The sequence below is a fragment of the Luteimonas saliphila genome (assembly GCF_016774335.1).
Lineage (GTDB): Bacteria > Pseudomonadota > Gammaproteobacteria > Xanthomonadales > Xanthomonadaceae > Luteimonas > Luteimonas saliphila.
In genome coordinates this window covers 309855-326915 of record NZ_JAETWA010000045.1, presented here as the reverse complement: position 1 = coordinate 326915, position 17061 = coordinate 309855, and the positions used below count along the sequence as shown (strand labels likewise).

Below are 17061 nucleotides of genomic sequence, written 5' to 3'. Positions count from 1 at the left end.
CGATGACGACGCCCGCGACCTCCCGCCCGCCGCTGATCCTGACCGACATCGAGGGCACCACGTCCTCGATCTCGTTCGTCAAGGACGTGCTGTTCCCGTATGCGCGCCGCGAACTTCCGCGCTTCGTGCGCGAGCACGGCCAGGATCCGGAGGTCCGTCGCTGGCTGGACATGGTCGCGCTCGAAGGCGGTGGCCTGTGCCAGGACGCGATGATCGTCGAGACCCTGCAGGGCTGGATCGACGAGGACCGCAAGCACACCGCACTCAAGGCCTTGCAGGGCATGGTCTGGGCAGCGGGTTACGAGAGCGCCGACTTCACCGCGCCGGTGTATCCGGATGCGGTAGCGGCGCTGCGACGCTGGCACGCCGACGGGCATGCGCTGGCCGTGTATTCGTCGGGCTCGGTGCCGGCGCAGAAGCTGCTGTTCGCGCATACCGATGCCGGCGACCTGAGCGGACTGTTCTGCGGCTGGTTCGATACGGGCGTGGGCGGCAAGCGCGAGGCCGGGAGCTATGCACGGATCGCGCGGGAGCTGGGTGTCGCGCCCGGGGACATCCTGTTCCTGTCCGACGTGGTCGCCGAACTCGATGCCGCGCGCGACGCGGGCATGCGCACCACCCTGATCGACCGGCTCCCGGACTACCCGCAGCCGCGCAGCGGCGACGGGACCGGCGGCCATCCGCGCGCCACCGGATTCGACGGCGTCACGCCGGGCGCGTGAGTTGCGTGGGGGCCGAGGCACTGCGATCCCGGCGCCCGCTTCGGGCGCCGCGCTTTCTGGCCTGCCTCCTTGCAGTCGCATGCCTCGCGGGCCATGCCACGGCGGCCGCCGACGAGGCCATCGATCCGGTGGCCCTGCGCGATCGTGCGCTGATCGAGGCCCGGCTTGCGCAGATGCCCGCGCAGCAGGCGGGGCGAGTCGACCTGTTCGCACTGTCGTTCGCCGGCGACGGCAACGAGGACGTGTTCCGCAACGAGGCCGCCTATTTCGAAACGCTGGCCACGGCGCGCTATGGCGCCGGCGGCCGCGCGCTCGCACTGGTCAACCATCCCGACAGCCTCGCGGCCGCGCCGCGCCCGCTGGCCACGCTCGACAACCTGCGCCATGCGCTGCAGGGCATCGCCGCCAGGATGGACCCGGAAGAGGACCTGCTGCTGCTCTTCGTCACCAGCCACGGCAGCCCCGGGCACGAGCTGACGGTCAGCCTCGCCGACCGGTTCGACACCACACTGTCGCCGCAGCAGCTGCGCGCCGCGCTCGACGACGCCGGCATCCGCCACCGGCTGCTGATCGTCTCGGCGTGCTATTCCGGCGGCTTCATCCCCGTGCTGGCCGCACCCGACACCCTCGTCGTCACCGCCGCGCGCCACGACCGGCCGTCCTTCGGCTGCGGCGACAGCACCAGCGCCACCTACTTCGGGCGCGCGCTGCTGGTCGAGGGCCTCAACCGCGACGGCGGCCTGCTCGACGCGTTCGACTACGCCCGCCGCCAGGTGTCGCGGCGCGAGACGATGGAGGGACACGAATCGTCGTATCCGCAGATCTGGATCGGCGAGGAGATCCGCGCGCGCCTGCACGCCTGGGAGGCGGGCCTGGTGCGCGGTCCCGTGCTGGCCTATCCGCATCCGCTCTAGCGGCGCGAGGCCCGGAGCCGCGGCTTCACGGCGACAGCTCGACCAGCCGGTAGACGATCGAGGCGCGGTGCTCGCCGCCGTGGTCGTCGAAGGCGCGCACCTCCACCCGGTGCGGGCCGGGCGCGAGGCGGGTCGGCAGCGCGCCACGCCACAGGTGCGGCGAGGGTTCCGCTTCGGGCGAACGGTCGAAGCTGCGCAGCGTGTCGGCGAGATCGTCGCGGACGTTCTCGACCAGCACTCGCGGGTCCGGCGCCTGCGTCCAGGCCATCGGCGACCACTCGCCTTCGTCGACGCGGTACTCGACCCGGGTCCCGGCGTGGCCCATGAAGACGTTGGCGTACACCCCCCAGGCGGGATAGGCGCCATGCCGCAGCAGCTTCGGCGCATGCAGGGCCATCGCGTCGGTCCGCGAAGGATCGTCCGCCGGGAGCGTCGTCGGATGCCAGGCCAGCCGGTAGCCGCCGTCGTCCGCGATGCGCAAGGTCGCGAAGCCGCGCGGCGTGCCGTCGGCCATGGTCGACAGCGGGATGCCATCGGTGTCGGCGACGCCGGACCAGTACGACCCGCTCATCGCGCCGACGTTGTACTCGCGCAACGGCGCATCGCCCTGCCAGCCCGTGCGTGCATCGTGGAAGAACTGCCGCTGGGCGTGGCGGTGACCGCTCAGCAACAGCAGCCTGGGGAACGATCGCAGCAGGGCGAACAGCCGTTCGCGGTCGGCCACGCGCACGCTGGCTGGACGATCGACCGCTGCGGTGTCGAACCAGGGGATGTGGGCCGCGATCACCAGCAGGCGCTCGCGATCGATGTGCTGTAGGTAGCGCTCGAGGAAACCGAACTGGTCCTCGCGCAGGCCGCCGACATAGGCGGGACGGCCGCCCGGCATCGCGACGACGTTGTCCAGCATCACGAACACCGCCTCGTGCTCCTCCCAGGCCCAGGTGTCCGGACCGAACACGCGCCGGAACGTGGCGAGCGAATCGTGGTCGTCCCGTGCGCCGGGGTCCAGGTCGTGGTTGCCGGCGACATGCACCCAGGGCACGCCGAGCGACGCGGTGGCGCGGTTGATCCCGTCGTACAGCGCCAGATCGTCGTTGGCGATGTCGCCCAGGGTCAGCCCGAGCGCCGCGTCGCGATGCGGCGCGAGCGCACGCGCCACCACACGGGCGTAGTAGTCGACCTCGCGCACCGTGCCGGCCTGGGGGTCGCTGGAGACGATCACCTTCAGTCCTTCGCCGCCACGTGCCGCCGGCTGCAGCGCGAAGTCGCAGGACGCGGCGCCTGGTCCGTGCCAGGAGGCGGGCAGCCCGCCCTCGGCGCTGGTGACGGTAAAGCCGGCAGGCTTGATCACGAACACCGGCATCGAGCCACCCCCGGGCAGGCGCCAGAAGCCACTGGTATCGCTGGAAACGATTTCCCGACCGTTCGACACGCGCACGCCCGCCAGGCCGCGCTCGCCGGACTGGCGGCGGCCGTCGCGATTGCCGTCCTCGAACACCGCGCCACTGGTGCACGCCCACGCGCTCGCCGCCATGACCGGCAACAGCAGCAGCGACAGCAAGCAGGTGCCTCGACCTTGACGCACGGTGTCTCCCCACATCGCCCGGTTTGTCCCATTATGGCGGGCATTGGCGTTACCCCTGTTGCCGACGGGAGCAATGGACGGAAACGCGCTGATGGAATCCGCGACAGGCCGGGGCAGACGATGACGATGGCGTTGCGTTGCATCCTCGCGTGGCTGGCCCTCGTGCTGAGCCTGCCCGTCGCGGCCGGCCCCGCCCTCGAGCTGGCCGCCGACACCACCAACGCCGGACTTTCGCCGCACCTCACCTACCGGCACGACGCCAGCCTCGCCGACCAGCCCGCCAATGCCTGGCGCCGCGTCGCCGACGGCGAGTTCGCGCCGCTGCCGGACGGCAAGGACGCCTTCGGCTTCCAGAGCGGCGCGTTCTGGTTCCACGCCACGATCGTCAACCGCAATGCCGGCGAGCAGCGCTGGCTGTTGGTGCAGGAGTATCCGCTCAGCGACCGGATCGAGATGTTCCTGCGCTACCCGGATGGCCGCGTCGTGCAGCATGTCGGCGGCGACCACGTGCCGTTCTCGGCCCGCAGCGTGCGCTACCGGCATCCCAACGTCCTGGTCGACCTGCCGGTCGACACGCCGGTGCAGCTCCTGGTCCGTGTCGAGAGCGAGAGCTCGATGCAGGTGCCGCTGCACCTGTACACGCAGGCCGCGTTCACCGAGGTTTCGCGCGACGCGCAGCTGGCGATCGGCCTGTACTACGGCATCCTGCTGGCGCTGTTCTTCTACAACCTGGTGCTGTGGCTCTCGCTGCGCGACGCCAGCTACTTCTGGTACCTGTGCCACATCACCGCGTTCGGGCTGGTGCTGTTCACGCTCAACGGGCTGGGTTTCGAGTACCTGTGGCCGGATTCGCCGTGGATGGCGGACCACATGGTGCCGATCTCGATCTGCCTGGCGCTGGTGGCGATGCTGCAATTCGCGCGCACCTTCCTCGAGCTTCCGCAGCGGGCGCCAAGACTCAACGCGGGCACGATCGCGCTGATCGTGTTCTTCCTGGTCTTCGGCCTCGCCTCGATCTGGCTGCCGTACCGCATCTCCACGCCGATCGCCTCGCGTGCGGTGCTGGTGGGCGTGATCTGGATCGTGCTCGCCACCATCCACGTGCTGCGTCGCGGCTACACGCCCGCGCGGCTGCTGCTGCTGGCCTGGTCGATGTTCCTGCTCGGCACCGCCATCTTCACCCTGCTCGCCTTCGGCGCCCTGCCCAAGAACTTCGCCACCGAGTACGGCGTGCAGATCGGCTCGGCGCTGGAGATGCTGCTGCTCTCGATCGCGCTGGGCTACCGCTATGCGCAACTGCGCAACGAGAACCAGCGCATCACCAACGAGGCCAACCGCGAGCTGGAGCGCAACGTGGCCCTGCGCACCCAGGAGCTGCAGCAGGCGCTGTCACAGCTCGAGGACGCGCACATGAAGCTGCAGGATTCCAGCCGCCGCGACGCGCTCACCGGCCTGTACAACCGCAGCTACTTCCACGAGGGCTTCGATCGTCTGCTGGCGGAATGCCGCGACTCGCGGCGGCCGCTGTCGCTGCTGATGGTCGATCTCGACCATTTCAAGTCGATCAACGACCGCCATGGGCACCTGGTGGGCGACGACTGCCTGCGCTGGGCGGCGCGCCGGATCGGGCGTGCCCTGCGCCCGCACGAGGCGCTGCTGGCGCGCTTCGGTGGCGAGGAATTCGTGGTGGTGCTTCCCGACCACGACCTGCGCGCCGCGGTGGCGGTGGCCGAAGAAGTGCGACAGGCGCTGGTCGCCGAGCACTGGGAGTCGCAGGGCACGCGGTTGCAGATCTCCGCCAGCATCGGAGTGCATACGATCGCCCCGGAAGCCTCCGACGACATCGACGACGCCTTGGATACCGCCGACAAGGCGCTGTACGCGGCCAAGGCCAACGGCCGCGACTGCGTGCGCACTTCGATCACCGCGGCCTAGCAGGCTGTCGCCGCGCGCGGCGTACGTCGCCTTGTCGTTTCGGGCACGGCGCCTTGTCATCCCGAGCGCAGCGAGGGATCTCGAGCTGGCGCCATTACCGGGAGAATCCCTCGCCTGTTCGGGATCCCGGGTCCGACCTCCTGCCGCCTCCGGCACGACGGAGGCGCGAAGCCCCTGCTACCACCTCAGCGGCGCCGCGTCGCGAGTTTCGCCTCCACGTCCGCAAGTCCGAGGCCCCGGGCGCGCAGCAACACCAGCAGGTGGAACAGCAGATCGGCGCCCTCGCCCAGCACCGCGTCGTCGTCCTCGGCGACCGCGGCGAGCGCGGTCTCCACGCCCTCTTCGCCCACCTTCTGCGCCATCCGGCGCACGCCAGCCTCGAACAGCTTCGTGGTGTAGCTGCCTTCCGGCCGCTCCGCCGCACGCCGTTCGACCAGGGCGGACAACTCGGCCAGCGTCGAACCCGGCGCCGACGCGAAGCAGCTCTCGCGCTGCAGGTGGCACGTCGGCCCCTGCGGATGGGCGAGCACCAGCAGCGTGTCGCCGTCGCAGTCCACGTCGACTGAAACCAGGTCCAGCACATGCCCCGACGACTCGCCCTTGGTCCATAACCGGCCCTTGCTGCGGCTGAAGAATGTCACCCGCCGCAACGACAGCGTCGCCTCCAACGCGGCGCGATCCATGTAGCCGAGCATCAGCACGCGCAAGGTGCGCGCGTCCTGGACGATCGCCGGCACCAGGCCACCGCCTTTGTCCCAGTCGAGGCTCTCCAGCGTGGCCCCGGTCGCGCCTGCCTCAGTCACTGCGCACCTCCACGCCGCGCGCGCGCAGCAGTCGTTTGAGCTCCGGGATGCGGATCGTGCCGCCATGGAACACGCTTGCGGCGAGCGCGCCGTCGACATCGGCCTCGCGGAACACCGCCTCGAAGTGCGCGGGCTCCCCTGCGCCGCCGGAGGCGACCAGCGGCACCGTGCACAGCTCGCGCACGACGCGCAATTGCCCGAGATCGTAGCCCCTGCGCACGCCGTCGCTGTCCATGCAGTTGAGCACGATCTCGCCGGCCCCCAGGCGCTGCGCCTCGACCACCCAGTCCAGTGTACGGACCGATGGCGCCCGCATGCGGTCCGGATCGCCGGTATGGGTGCGCACCCGCCACTCGCCGTCCGGCTCGCGGATCGAGTCGATGCCGACGACCACGCACTGCACGCCGAAGGCTTCGGCCAGCTCGGAGATCAGCGCCGGCCGTTCCAGCGCCGGCGAGTTGATCGAGATCTTGTCGGCGCCGGCGTGCAGCACCGCGCGCGCGGTTTCGACGTCGCGGATGCCACCGGCCACGCAGAACGGGATGTCGATCCGCGCCGAAACGCGTTCCACCCAGCCGCGGTCCACCGAGCGCTGCTGCGGCGTGGCGCTGATGTCGTAGAACACCAGCTCGTCCGCGCCCTCGTCGCGGTAGCGCAGGGCCAGTTCGACGATGTCGCCCATGTCGACGTGGTCGCGGAAACGCACGCCCTTGACCACGCGCCCGTCTCGCACGTCCAGGCAGGGAATGATGCGGCGCGCGAGCATCAGCGCGCTTCCGCGGCGGCCAGCGCCTGCGGCAGCTGCAACCTGCCTTCCAGCAGCGAGCGACCGAGCACCACGCCGGCGCAGCCCTGCGCGCGCGACTGCAGCACGTCGTCGAGGTCGCGCACGCCGCCGGAGGCCTGCAGGGCGAGGCCGGGCACCGCCTCGGCCAGCAGGCGATAGAGCATCAGGTTCGGCCCGGTCATCATCCCGTCGCGGGTGATGTCGGTGCACAGCAGATGACGCAGGCCACGCGCAGCGTAGCGCTGCGCCATCTCCTGCAGGGTGCCTGCGGCGGTTTCGGTCCAGCCGTGCACCGGCAGGCGCCAGATGCCTTCGCGGTCCTGGCGCGTGTCCAGGGCGATCGTCAGGCGTTCGCTGCCCAGCGCGTCGAGCCAGTCGCAGACATGGTCGGCCTCGCGGACCGCGAGCGAACCGATCACCACGCGCGCGGCGCCGGCGTCGAGGATGCGCTGCACGTCGTCGCGCGAACGCACGCCGCCACCCGTCTGCACCTGCAACCCGGTCGAGGACGTGATGTCGCGCACCAGCTGCAGCAGGGTATAGCCACCGGCGCGCGCGGCATCCAGGTCGACCAGGTGCAGCCACTGCGCCCCCTGCTCCGCGTAGGCCCGGGCCAGCGCCAGCGGATCGTCGCCGTACCGGGTTTCCTGGGCATAGTCGCCCTGCGCGAGCCGCACCACGCGGCCGTTGCGCACGTCGATCGCCGGATACAGGGTGAAGGTGGCGCTCATGCGGGCTCCATCGACAGGAAGTTGCGCAGCAGCCGTGCCCCGGCGGCGGCCGAGCGTTCGGGGTGGAACTGCGCGCCCATGACGTTGCCGCGACGGACCACCGCGGCGAACTCGACGCCGTGTGTGGTGGAGGCGACGCATTCGGCAGTGACCGGTGCGGCGTAGCCGTGCACGAAATAGGCGAACTCGCCCTCGGCGAAGTCGGCCAGTAGAGGATCGTCGCGTCGCGGCTGCAGACGATTCCAGCCCATGTGCGGGACGCGAATGCCTGGCGCGGTCTGCAGCCGGCGCACCCGTCCGCCCAAGATGCCGAGGCAGGGCGTGTCGTCCTCCTCGGAATGCTCGAACAGCAACTGCATTCCGACGCAGACGCCGAGCAGCGGCTGGCGCAACGCGCGCAGAGTTTCGATCAGGTCGAGCTCACGCAGGCGCCGCATCACCGTGGCAGCTGTGCTGACGCCGGGCAGGATCACGCGGTCGGCGTTGCGGATCGCTTCCGCATCCGACGTCAGCGTGGCCTCGACGTTGAGCCGCTCCAGCGCGTACCGTACCGAACCGATGTTCGCGCCGCCGGCGTCGACCAGGGCCAACCGGATCACAGCGTCCCCTTGGTGCTGGGCAGCTCGACGCCCTCGCGCCGGATCGCCATGCGCAATGCCCGCGCGAACGCCTTGAAGCAGGCTTCGATCTTGTGGTGGTCGTTCTCGCCGTCCACCTTGAGGTTGAGGTTGAGCGCGGCGGCATCGCAGACCGAACGGAAGAAATGTTCCACCAGTTCGGTCGGCATGTCGCCGACGCGCTCGCGCCGGAAGCTGCCTTCGAACACCAGGTACGGTCGGCCGCCGAAATCCAGCGCGGCACTCGCGAGGGTCTCGTCCATCGGCAGGGTGAAGCCGTAGCGCGCGATCCCGCGCTTGTCGCCCAGCGCCTCGCGCAAGGCCTGGCCCAGGGCGATGCCGGTGTCCTCGATGGTGTGGTGCTCGTCGATGTGCAGGTCGCCCTCGGCGGACACGTCCAGCGCGAAGCCGCCGTGCTTGCCGATCTGGTCGAGCATGTGGTCGAAGAACGGCAGCCCGGTGGTGACCCTCGCCTCCGCGGCGCGGTCGAGGTCGAGTTCGACGCGGATCCGCGTCTCCTTCGTGTTCCGCTGCACCACCGCGCGACGCGGCGCGTCGGCCAGCTCGTGCGCGATGCCGGCCCAGTCCCACTCGCCGCCGAACTGCGCGGTGCGCAGCTGGAAGCCGCGGATGCCGAGGTTGCGCGCGAACTGCAGGTCGGTCTCGCGGTCGCCGACCATCGCCGAACGGTCGAGGTCGATGCCGCGATCGCGCAGGTAGTGTTGCACCAGCCCCAGCCCCGGCTTGCGCGTGGGCGCGTTGTCGGCCGGCCAGGTGCCGTCCACCAGCACCTCGCGGAACACGATGCCCTGGCTTTCGAACACCTGCAGCATCAGGTCGTTCGGGCCGTCGAAGGCCGCACGCGGATAGGCCTCGCTGCCCAGTCCATCCTGGTTGCTGACGATCACGAACTCGAAGCCGGCGTCGCGCAGCCGCAGCATCGCCGGGATCACGTCCCTCACGAATCTCAGCTTCTCGAAGGCGTCGATCTGGAAGTCTTCGGGTTCCTCGATCAGGGTGCCGTCGCGGTCGACGAACAGGATCTTCGTGGCCATCAGGCGGCTCCCCGCCCGTTGGCCGCGATCCGGGCGGTCGCGGGTTCCAGCGCCGACAGCACCGCGAGTACGCGATCGTTCTGTTCCGGCGTGCCGATGGTGATCCGCAGCGCGTCGCCGAGGCCGCGCGCGGCCCGCTGGTCGCGCACCACGATGCCCGCCGCCAGCAGGGCGTGGAAGGCCGCTTCGGCGTCCCGGAACCGCACCAGCAGGAAGTTGGCCTGCGAGGGATACACGCGCAGCACGCCCGCGAGCGCCTGCAGGGACTGCCGCAGCCGTACACGTTCGCGGCGCACATTGCCAACACGCTGCGCCGTGGCCGCGCGGGCCTCGGGCGAGAGACCGGCGACCGCGAGCGCGGCGCACGGGGACGGCACCGGATAGGGCGCCTGGCAGCGGCGCAGCGCGGCGACCAGGCCCGGGTCGGCGATCGCCACGCCGATCCGCGCGGCCGCCAGGGCATGGGCCTTGGACAGCGTGCGCAGCACGACCAGGTTGGGAAGCGCGTCCAGCAGGGTGGTGGCGGACTGCGACTCCCCGAACTCGGCGTACGCTTCGTCGACCACGACCAGGGCGCGGCCCGCCAGCCGCCGTGCGAGCGCGGCAATATCGCCGAGGGCGATCGCACCACCACCCGGGTTGGACGGCGAGCACAGGAACACCAGCTTCGCGCCACGCACCGCGGCCACGTCGCCGATCGCCTCGAAATCGGGCACCAGGCCCGCCTGCGGGTCGTCCAGCAACGGCACGTCGATCAACACCGCGCCCTGCAGCCGCGCGCTGACGGCATACATGCCGAACACCGGCGAGGTCACCAGCACGCCATCGCGACCGGGCACGCAGGTGGCGCGCACCAGCAAGTCGATCGCCTCGTCGCTGCCCCGCCCGATCAGCAGGCGCTCGGGCGCGACGCCGTACAGGGCCGCCAGCGCGTCGCGCAACGCGGCCGGCTGCGGATCCGGGTAGCGTCGGCAGGCGCCATCGCCATCGGCCGGGTTGGGCCAGGCCGATTCGTTGGCGTTGAGCCAGACCTCTCCGCTCAGCGCCTCGCTGCGCGCCGAGCTGTAGCCGGCGAAGCCGCGCAGATCCTCTCGCAGCAGGTCGGTCACGGCGTTCACGCGGCCTCCTGGGCGGATCCCACGCGGCCCATGCGCAGGCGCACCGCGTTGGCATGCGCTTCGAGTCCCTCGGCCTCGGCCAGGGTCACCGCGCAGGCGCCGATGCCGGCGATGCCCGACGCGCTCGCGGCCTGCACGCTCACGAAGTTCTGGAAGCTCGCCACGGACACGCCGCTGCAGGCACGCGCCGCGCCATTGGTAGGCAGCACGTGGTTGGTGCCGCTGCAGTAATCGCCCAGCGCCTCGGGCGTGAAGTCGCCAAGGAAGACGGAACCCGCTGCATCGACACGGTCGAGCCAGGCACGCGGCTCGCGAAGCGCCAGGATCAGGTGTTCGGGTGCGTACGCATTGCTGATGTCGAACGCGTCCTCGAGTGCCGCGACCCGCACCAGCCGCGAGCCCGCCAGCGCCTGCCGGGCAATGTCCGCGCGCGGCAGCGTCGCCAGTTGGATGGCCACCTCGCCCTGCACCGCATCGAGCAGCGCTTCGCTGTCGCTGAGCAGCAGCACCTGCGAGTCGGGACCATGTTCGGCCTGCGACAGCAGGTCGGCGGCGACGAAGGCCGCATCCGCACCCGCGTCGGCGATCACCAGCACCTCCGAAGGCCCGGCCGGCATGTCGATCGCGGCCACCCCGCCCTGCGCCACCTGCTGCTTGGCCTCGGTGACGTAGCTGTTGCCGGGACCGAACAGCTTGGCGCAGCGCGGCACGCTGGCTGTGCCGAACGCCATCGCCGCGATCGCCTGCGCGCCGCCGAGCTTGAACACGCGGTGCACGCCGGTCAGGCGTGCGGCGAACAGCACCGCGGGATCGGCGCTGCCGTCGCGGCGCGGCGGCGTGCATAGCACGCGTTCGCGGCACCCGGCCAGGCGCGCGGGAATTCCCAGCATCAAGGCCGTGGACGGCAGCGGCGCGCTGCCGGCGGGCACGTACAGGCCCACCCGCGCGATCGCACGCACCATCCGCTCGCAGACCACCCCCGCCGCGGTCTCGACCGAATACGGCTGGACCATACCGGCGCGGTGGAAACGTTCGATCCGCTCCGCCGCATCCACGATCGCGGCCCTGAGCGTCGGCGACAACGAAGCCTCGGCGGTTTCGTACTCCGACTCGGCGACTTCGAAGGCATCCGGCGCCACCCCGTCCAAGCGGGCACTGATCTCGCGAAGCGCCTCGTCGCCCCGCTGGCGTACTTCGCCGATGATCGCAGCAACGGTGTCGCGCGTACGACCGGCGACCGACTGCGCCGGCCGCTGCAGCGCAGCCTCCCGCGCCGCGACATCGAGCGCCGGCCAGTCCAGCCGCTGCACGAGCTCCGCGCTCACGCCAGCATCCTCTCGACCGGCAGCACCATCAGCCCGCGCGCGCCGGCCCGCTTGAGGTCCTCCAGCCGCTGCCAAGTCATCGCGCCGTGGCACAGCGCCTGCAGCGCCAGGGTGTCGGCGCCATCGACCTGCAGGACGGTCGGCTGTTCCGCGTCGGGCAGCATTTCCAGCAGCCCCGGGACTTCGTCGCGCTGCGCCTGGAATAGCAGCAGGCGGCTGTCCTTGAGCCGCAGCACACCGTCCAGGCGGCGCAGCAGCATCTGCGCCAGTTCCCCGCGGATGTCCGCGAACGGCTGCACCGGGCCCGCCAGCACCGCCTCGCTGCGCATGATCGTCGCCACCGGCTTGAGCTGGTTGGCGAGCAGCGTCCCACCGCTGGAGACGAGGTCGCAGATCAGGTCCGCCTGCCCCAGCCGCGGCGCGATCTCGACCGAACCCGACAGCATCACCACGCTCGCCTCCACCCGGTTCTCCGCCAGCCATTTCGCCAGCAGGCCGGGATAGCTGGTCGCGATGCGCCGGCCCTGCAACTGCTGCGGGCCTTCCCAGTCCCAGGCCTCGGGCACGGCGATGTCGAGCCGGCAGCCACCGAACCCGAGCGAGCGCACCTCCTTCGAGACCTGCGACCTGCCCTCGCCCGCGCGCAGCGCCGCCTGTTCCTCCAGCACGTTGCGCCCGACGATGCCGTAGTCGCAGACGCCGTCGGCGAGCAGGCCGGGGATGTCGTCGTCGCGCACCAGCAGCAGGTCGACCGGCAGCGTTTCGCCGTAGCAGAACAGCTTGTCGCGGCTTTCGCGCCAGGACAGCCCGCACGAGGCGAGCAACGCACGCGCGGGATCGCTCAGGCGACCGGATTTCTGGATCGCGATGCGCAGGCGGTCGCGCGCCGCGGGAACGGCCGAAGGGCTCATCTCGGATCCTCAGTGGCTCTGGGCGAGCCGGGGGTGCTGGCGCTTCACCGCCGCGGCATAGCCGCCGGCGCCATGCTCGAGCGTGCGCGCGACGCGGCCGATGGTGGTCACGCTGACCAGGGTGCGCTCGTGGATCTCGCGGTACGGCACGCCCTGCAGCAGCATCGGCACCACCCGCCAGCGGTCGGCCATGGCCTCGAGCTCGGCCGGGGTGCACAGGTCGCGCAGGAACGCGGCTACGTCCTCGACCCGGTCCAGTGCGGCAAGCGCCTTCGCCAGCGCCCTGAACGAGGCGTCGGCGTCGGATTCGGGCAGGGGTTCGATGCGCTGCTTCATCCAGCTAATGTAATAGCGCGTTATTACATTAGTCAAGCGCGGCTGGTGCCGGGGTTTTCCGAGCTCGCGCCGGAAAACCTGCCTGACTTCCGAAGTCGCAGCTATGCAGGGGCCGCTCGGGCGCGGAGCCGTGCCCCGCTGCGCCGCCGCCACGTCAGCCTTCTTGGGCTGTCCAAGGTCGATCAACGCCCCCTCGCGCAGGGTAGCGGGCCGACCGGCATCTGCGGGATGCCCTGCCCGTCTGCATGGAAACAGGGCCATGCGGCGAACGCCATTCAGGAGGCGGCGGCATCCTGCGGGTCTGCGCGTCCGGTCAGCAGCCAGCCTGCGACCACGCCGCACAGCGCACCGGTCCATTCCATGAACACGCGCGTGCCGAGGGCATCGGCGTCGTGGATCTTCGACAGCGCGATCCTCGCGTAGACCGGCGATTCAAGACCCGCGACGCCCAGGTAGAACAGGTTCCAGCTGTCGATCCCGGCAGCGATCGCGATCGCGCTGACGCAGGCCCAGCCGATGGCACGGGCCTCGCCCCACCCGGCGCGCCTGCACAGCCAGCGCCAGAAGCCGAAGCACAGCACCCCGACGGCGAACGCGATCAGCGCCGCTTCCATCACCCCGAGCCAGCCGAAATGGAGAGGCAGGTTCATCGGCGCCCGCTGGCGATCAGCGCCCGATCGCTGCGAGCAGGCTGCCGTCCGCGACCAGCGCCACCGCCGCCGCCACCTCGCCGTCGAGCGCGCGGTCGCGGTCGAGGAAGGGGATGCGTTCGCGGATCGCCGCATGGGCCGCCGCGACCGCAGCCGCGGGGTGGAACGCGTCGGCCGCGGCCAGTTCGGTCCGCAGCGCCTCGACCTCGCGCAGGAAGTGCGCATGCCGCGGATCGCCCTCGCCCACACCATGCACCTTGCGCGCGAGCGCGGCGGCATCGGCGCGGCGCGCCAGGTCGCGCGCGGCGTTGATCATGTCCAGGCGCAGGTCCAGCGCCTGCGCCGCGGTGTACAGCTCCAGCGCCAGCACCTTGCCCAGGTCGTCGGCCATGGCCAGCACGTGCCGCGCCTCGTTGGTGCCCATCGACACGTGGTCCTCGGCATTGGCGCTGGTCGGGATCGAGTACACGCTGGCCGGATGCGCGCGCGTGGCGAGGTCGTTGACGATGGCCGCGGCCGTGTACTGCACGATCATGTAGCCCGACTCGGTGCCGTCCTCGTTGCCGATCAGGAAGGCCGGCAGGCCGTCGCTGGTGGCCGGATCGACCAGCTTGTTGAGCCGCCGCTCGCTGATCGAGGCCAGCACCGGGATCGCGGCCTTGACCCCGCTCATCGCCAGCGCCAGCGGCATGCCGTGGAAATGGCCGGCGGAGATGACCTGCTCCTCGACGTGTTCGGCCTGCTTGTCGGGGAAAACCAGGGGATTGTCGGTCACCGCGTTGAGCTCGATGTCGAACACCCGCTTGGCGTGTTCGACGCAATCGCGCACGGCCCCGTGTACCTGGGGGATGCAGCGCAGCGAATAGCTGTCCTGCGGCTGGTGCTTCTTGCCGCCGCGGAACGGCTTGAAGCGCGCGTAGAACTTTTCGCGGCCGTGACGCTGGTCGCTCGGCACCCAGTCCCAGCCGATGTCGAAGCTCAGGCGCTGCGCCTCTGGCGTGTCCCAGCTCGCCGGCAGCCACGGGCGGAAGCGTGGCACCAGGTGGTAGGGAATGTCGGCCAACGTGGAACCGTCCAGCAGCTCGCGCAGGTGCGCGGCGGTGCGCACCTGGCCCGGATGCGGACGCAGGGCGTGGACCTCTTCGGCGAACGCGCCGAGCCGGCCGGCGAAGGCGTCGATGGTCATCGCCGCGGCGAGGTCGGCGGTGTCGAGCAGGCGGTCGAGGCGGTACAGCGCCAGCACCCCGGTCGCGAGCATCTGCGCGGTGCCGTTGTTCAGCGCCAGCCCTTCCTTGTAAGACAGGCGGACCGGCTCGATGCCGGCGGCCTTCAGCGCCTCGCCGCCGGGGATGCGTTCCCCGCCGTAGAAGGCCTCGCCGCCGCCGAGCAGCACGATCGCCAGGTGCGACAGCGGCGCCAGGTCGCCGGACGCGCCAACCGATCCCAGCGCCGGCACCACGGGCACGATGCCCGCGTTGAGCAGCGCGGTCAGCGCCTGCAGGGTCGACACCCGGATACCGGAATGGCCGCGCAGCAGCGTGTTGATGCGGATGCACAGCATGGCGCGCACTAGGTCGGCCGACAGCGGCTCGCCGACGCACACCGCGTGGGTCACGATCAGGTTGTACTGCAGCTCCTCGTGCAGCGAGCGGCCGGACTTCCTGGCGCCGGGCAACTCGTCGCGCAACGGATGCGCGCCCAGCAGCTTGTCCGCGTTGCTGCCGAAGCCGGTGGAGACGCCGTAGATCGGCTCCTCGCGCGCCACCTGCGCGGCGAGGAAATCGGCGGCGCGCGCCACGTCGCGCAGCGCCGATTCGTCCAGCGCCACCTTGGCGCCGTGCGCGACCATCACCAGCTGGTCGCGGGTGAGCGACCTGCCGTCGAGCAGTACCGGTTTCATCGTTCGATCGCCATCGTCATCTTCCGGATTGCGGGGGCGCTGTCATTGCGGTTGCTGCGGGAATGGCTCTGCGACATCGAAGCTCATCGATCCGTGATCTGCCGGGTTGCGCCGAAGACAGATCCCTCGCTGCGCTCGGGATGACAACTTCCAGATGCTCCGCGGCTGGAAGAACCAGTGCCGATGTCCGCCTCAGCACGCGCCCTTGCCCAGCGCCCGCCACTGCTCGCGCTCGACCAGCAGCGTTCGCGCCAAGTCGGCATCCGCCACCTCGAACTGCTCGCCGCGGCGCAGATCCTTGACCGCCACCACGCCCTTCGCCGCCTCGTCCTCGCCGCGCACCACCACGAAGCGGATCCCGGCGCGATCGGCATACTGGAACTGGCGCGCCAGCTTGCGCGGTTCGAGCTGGGTCTCGACATTGAGCCCGGCGCCGCGCAACTGCTGGGACAGGCCCAGGGCGTGGTCGAGCCCGGCTTCGTCGAACAGCGTCACCAGCACGTCGACCGAGCTGTCCGCGGTTTCGATCAGGCCGGCTTCGCGTAACTGCCAGAACAGCCGGGTCAGGCCGATCGAGATGCCGACGCCCGGCAGCTTCGACTTCGTGTAGTGGCTGGCGAGGTTGTCGTAACGGCCGCCCGAACAGATCGACCCGATGTCCGGATGGGCGTCGAGCGTGGTCTCGTAGACGATGCCGGTGTAGTAATCCAGCCCCCGCGCGATCGACAGGTTGATCGCATAGCGCGACTCGGGCACGCCCAGCGCCTGCAGAAGGCGCAGCACCTCGCGCAGTTCGTCGCGTCCTTCCTCGAACAGCGGCGTGCCATCGCCCAGCGCGTCGAGCCTGGCCAGCGCATCGGCATGGCCGGACGAGCGTACGCGCGAGAACGCCATCAGCCGGTCGATCACCGCGGACGACAGGCCGAAGCCCTCGCCCGACAGCGTCGCGCGCACCGCGTCCTCGCCGCGCTTGTCGAGCTTGTCGATCTCGCGCAGTACCGGCACCTGCGCATCGGCGGCGATCCCCTGCCCCTCGAAGTACCCGCGCAGCAGCTTGCGATGGTTGAACTGGATGGTGAAATCGCCGATGTCCAGCGCCTCGAACACGGCGCTGACCACCGCCGGGATCTCGGCATCGTGGCGCGGCGACAGCGCGTCCTTGCCGATCACGTCGATGTCGCACTGGTAGAACTCGCGGAAGCGGCCGCGCTGGGCACGCTCGCCGCGGTACACGCGCTGCATCTGGTAGCGCCGGAACGGGAACGCCAGTTCGTGCTCGTGCTCGGCCACGTAGCGGGCCAGCGGCACCGTCAGGTCGAACCGCAGCGCCAGTTCCGGCAAGCCGTCGGATGCCTTCTCCAGCGCGCCCGTGGACTGGGCGAAGTACACCTGGCGCTCGGTTTCGCCGCCGGACTTGGTCAGCAGCACCTCCGACAGCTCGAACACCGGCGTCTCGATCGGCAGGAAGCCGAAGCCCTCGAAACTGCGCCGGATGGTGTGGAGCATGCGCTGGAACGCGATCTGGTCGCGCGGCAGCAGTTCCATGACGCCGGGCGGGGTACGGGGCTTGATCATGCCGGGGCGGTCGGAATCGAGGGGAAAGACGGCCATTCTACCCGCCCGCCGCACCGGCCGGCCGCCGTGGGCGCCTGTTCGGCGGCAATGACGCGGC

At 70.6% G+C, this 17061-nt stretch carries 16 protein-coding genes; 3 read left to right on the top strand and 13 right to left on the bottom strand.

From position 1 onward, the window contains the following. Positions 1-2: 2 nt before the first annotated feature. Positions 3-722 carry an acireductone synthase gene (gene mtnC, locus JMO03_RS16845; RefSeq protein WP_202844894.1) on the top strand — a complete coding sequence of 240 codons (720 nt, stop codon included), beginning with the start codon at positions 3-5 and terminating at the stop codon, positions 720-722. 128 nt (positions 723-850) lie between these two features. After that, positions 851-1636, top strand: coding sequence for a C13 family peptidase (locus JMO03_RS16840; protein WP_202844893.1), 786 nt, complete (start codon positions 851-853; stop codon positions 1634-1636). 25 nt (positions 1637-1661) lie between these two features. Here the strand turns inward: JMO03_RS16840 and JMO03_RS16835 are convergent, their stop codons facing one another. Further along, positions 1662-3236, bottom strand: coding sequence for a calcineurin-like phosphoesterase C-terminal domain-containing protein (locus JMO03_RS16835; RefSeq protein WP_202844892.1), 1575 nt, complete (start codon positions 3234-3236; stop codon positions 1662-1664). 105 nt (positions 3237-3341) lie between these two features. On the opposite strand from JMO03_RS16835, the gene JMO03_RS16830 reads away from it, so the two are divergent. Then, the gene (locus tag JMO03_RS16830; protein ID WP_202844891.1) at positions 3342-5156 is read left to right on the top strand and encodes a sensor domain-containing diguanylate cyclase; all 1815 of its coding nucleotides are present in this window, start codon (positions 3342-3344) and stop codon (positions 5154-5156) included. A gap of 185 nt (positions 5157-5341) precedes the next feature. On the opposite strand, the gene hisIE is transcribed toward JMO03_RS16830, so the two are convergent. The 12 genes from hisIE to hisS all read right to left on the bottom strand — a co-directional run bounded on the left by hisIE (position 5342) and on the right by hisS (position 16964). Next, the gene (hisIE, locus tag JMO03_RS16825) at positions 5342-5959 is read right to left on the bottom strand and encodes a bifunctional phosphoribosyl-AMP cyclohydrolase/phosphoribosyl-ATP diphosphatase HisIE (RefSeq protein WP_337926438.1); all 618 of its coding nucleotides are present in this window, start codon (positions 5957-5959) and stop codon (positions 5342-5344) included. Continuing rightward, the gene (gene hisF / locus JMO03_RS16820) at positions 5952-6725 is read right to left on the bottom strand and encodes an imidazole glycerol phosphate synthase subunit HisF (protein ID WP_202844889.1); all 774 of its coding nucleotides are present in this window, start codon (positions 6723-6725) and stop codon (positions 5952-5954) included. Before hisF ends, hisIE begins: the two co-directional genes overlap by 8 nt. Further along, positions 6725-7477, bottom strand: coding sequence for a 1-(5-phosphoribosyl)-5-[(5-phosphoribosylamino)methylideneamino]imidazole-4-carboxamide isomerase (hisA, locus tag JMO03_RS16815; protein ID WP_202844888.1), 753 nt, complete (start codon positions 7475-7477; stop codon positions 6725-6727). The genes hisF and hisA overlap by 1 nt, the downstream gene beginning before the upstream one ends. After that, a complete protein-coding gene (hisH, locus tag JMO03_RS16810) occupies positions 7474-8076 on the bottom strand; it encodes an imidazole glycerol phosphate synthase subunit HisH (protein WP_202844887.1) in 603 nt (200 codons plus the stop codon). Before hisH ends, hisA begins: the two co-directional genes overlap by 4 nt. Further along, positions 8073-9149 (bottom strand): bifunctional histidinol-phosphatase/imidazoleglycerol-phosphate dehydratase HisB, encoded by a 1077-nt coding sequence (gene hisB, locus JMO03_RS16805; RefSeq protein WP_202844886.1) that lies wholly within the window; start codon positions 9147-9149, stop codon positions 8073-8075. Before hisB ends, hisH begins: the two co-directional genes overlap by 4 nt. Further along, positions 9149-10267, bottom strand: a complete 1119-nt coding sequence (gene hisC / locus JMO03_RS16800) for a histidinol-phosphate transaminase (RefSeq protein ID WP_202844885.1) — start codon at positions 10265-10267, stop codon at positions 9149-9151. Before hisC ends, hisB begins: the two co-directional genes overlap by 1 nt. Continuing rightward, the gene (hisD, locus tag JMO03_RS16795) at positions 10264-11577 is read right to left on the bottom strand and encodes a histidinol dehydrogenase (protein ID WP_202844939.1); all 1314 of its coding nucleotides are present in this window, start codon (positions 11575-11577) and stop codon (positions 10264-10266) included. Before hisD ends, hisC begins: the two co-directional genes overlap by 4 nt. Before the next feature lie 11 nt (positions 11578-11588). Continuing rightward, entirely contained in the window at positions 11589-12503 is a 915-nt protein-coding gene (hisG, locus tag JMO03_RS16790) for an ATP phosphoribosyltransferase (RefSeq protein WP_202844884.1), read from the bottom strand. Positions 12504-12512: 9 nt separating this feature from the next. Beyond that, on the bottom strand, positions 12513-12839 hold the full coding sequence (locus tag JMO03_RS16785) for a YerC/YecD family TrpR-related protein (protein ID WP_202844883.1): 327 nt from the start codon (positions 12837-12839) through the stop codon (positions 12513-12515). A 275-nt stretch (positions 12840-13114) separates the two neighbouring features. Next, on the bottom strand, positions 13115-13489 hold the full coding sequence (locus tag JMO03_RS16780) for a hypothetical protein (RefSeq protein ID WP_202844882.1): 375 nt from the start codon (positions 13487-13489) through the stop codon (positions 13115-13117). A gap of 16 nt (positions 13490-13505) precedes the next feature. Continuing rightward, positions 13506-15389, bottom strand: a complete 1884-nt coding sequence (locus JMO03_RS16775; RefSeq protein WP_202844881.1) for an HAL/PAL/TAL family ammonia-lyase — start codon at positions 15387-15389, stop codon at positions 13506-13508. Between the two features lie 192 nt (positions 15390-15581). Continuing rightward, positions 15582-16964: a histidine--tRNA ligase gene (gene hisS / locus JMO03_RS16770; RefSeq protein WP_202844880.1), complete on the bottom strand. Its 1383-nt coding sequence runs from the start codon at positions 16962-16964 to the stop codon at positions 15582-15584. Between the last annotated feature and the right edge of the window lie 97 nt (positions 16965-17061).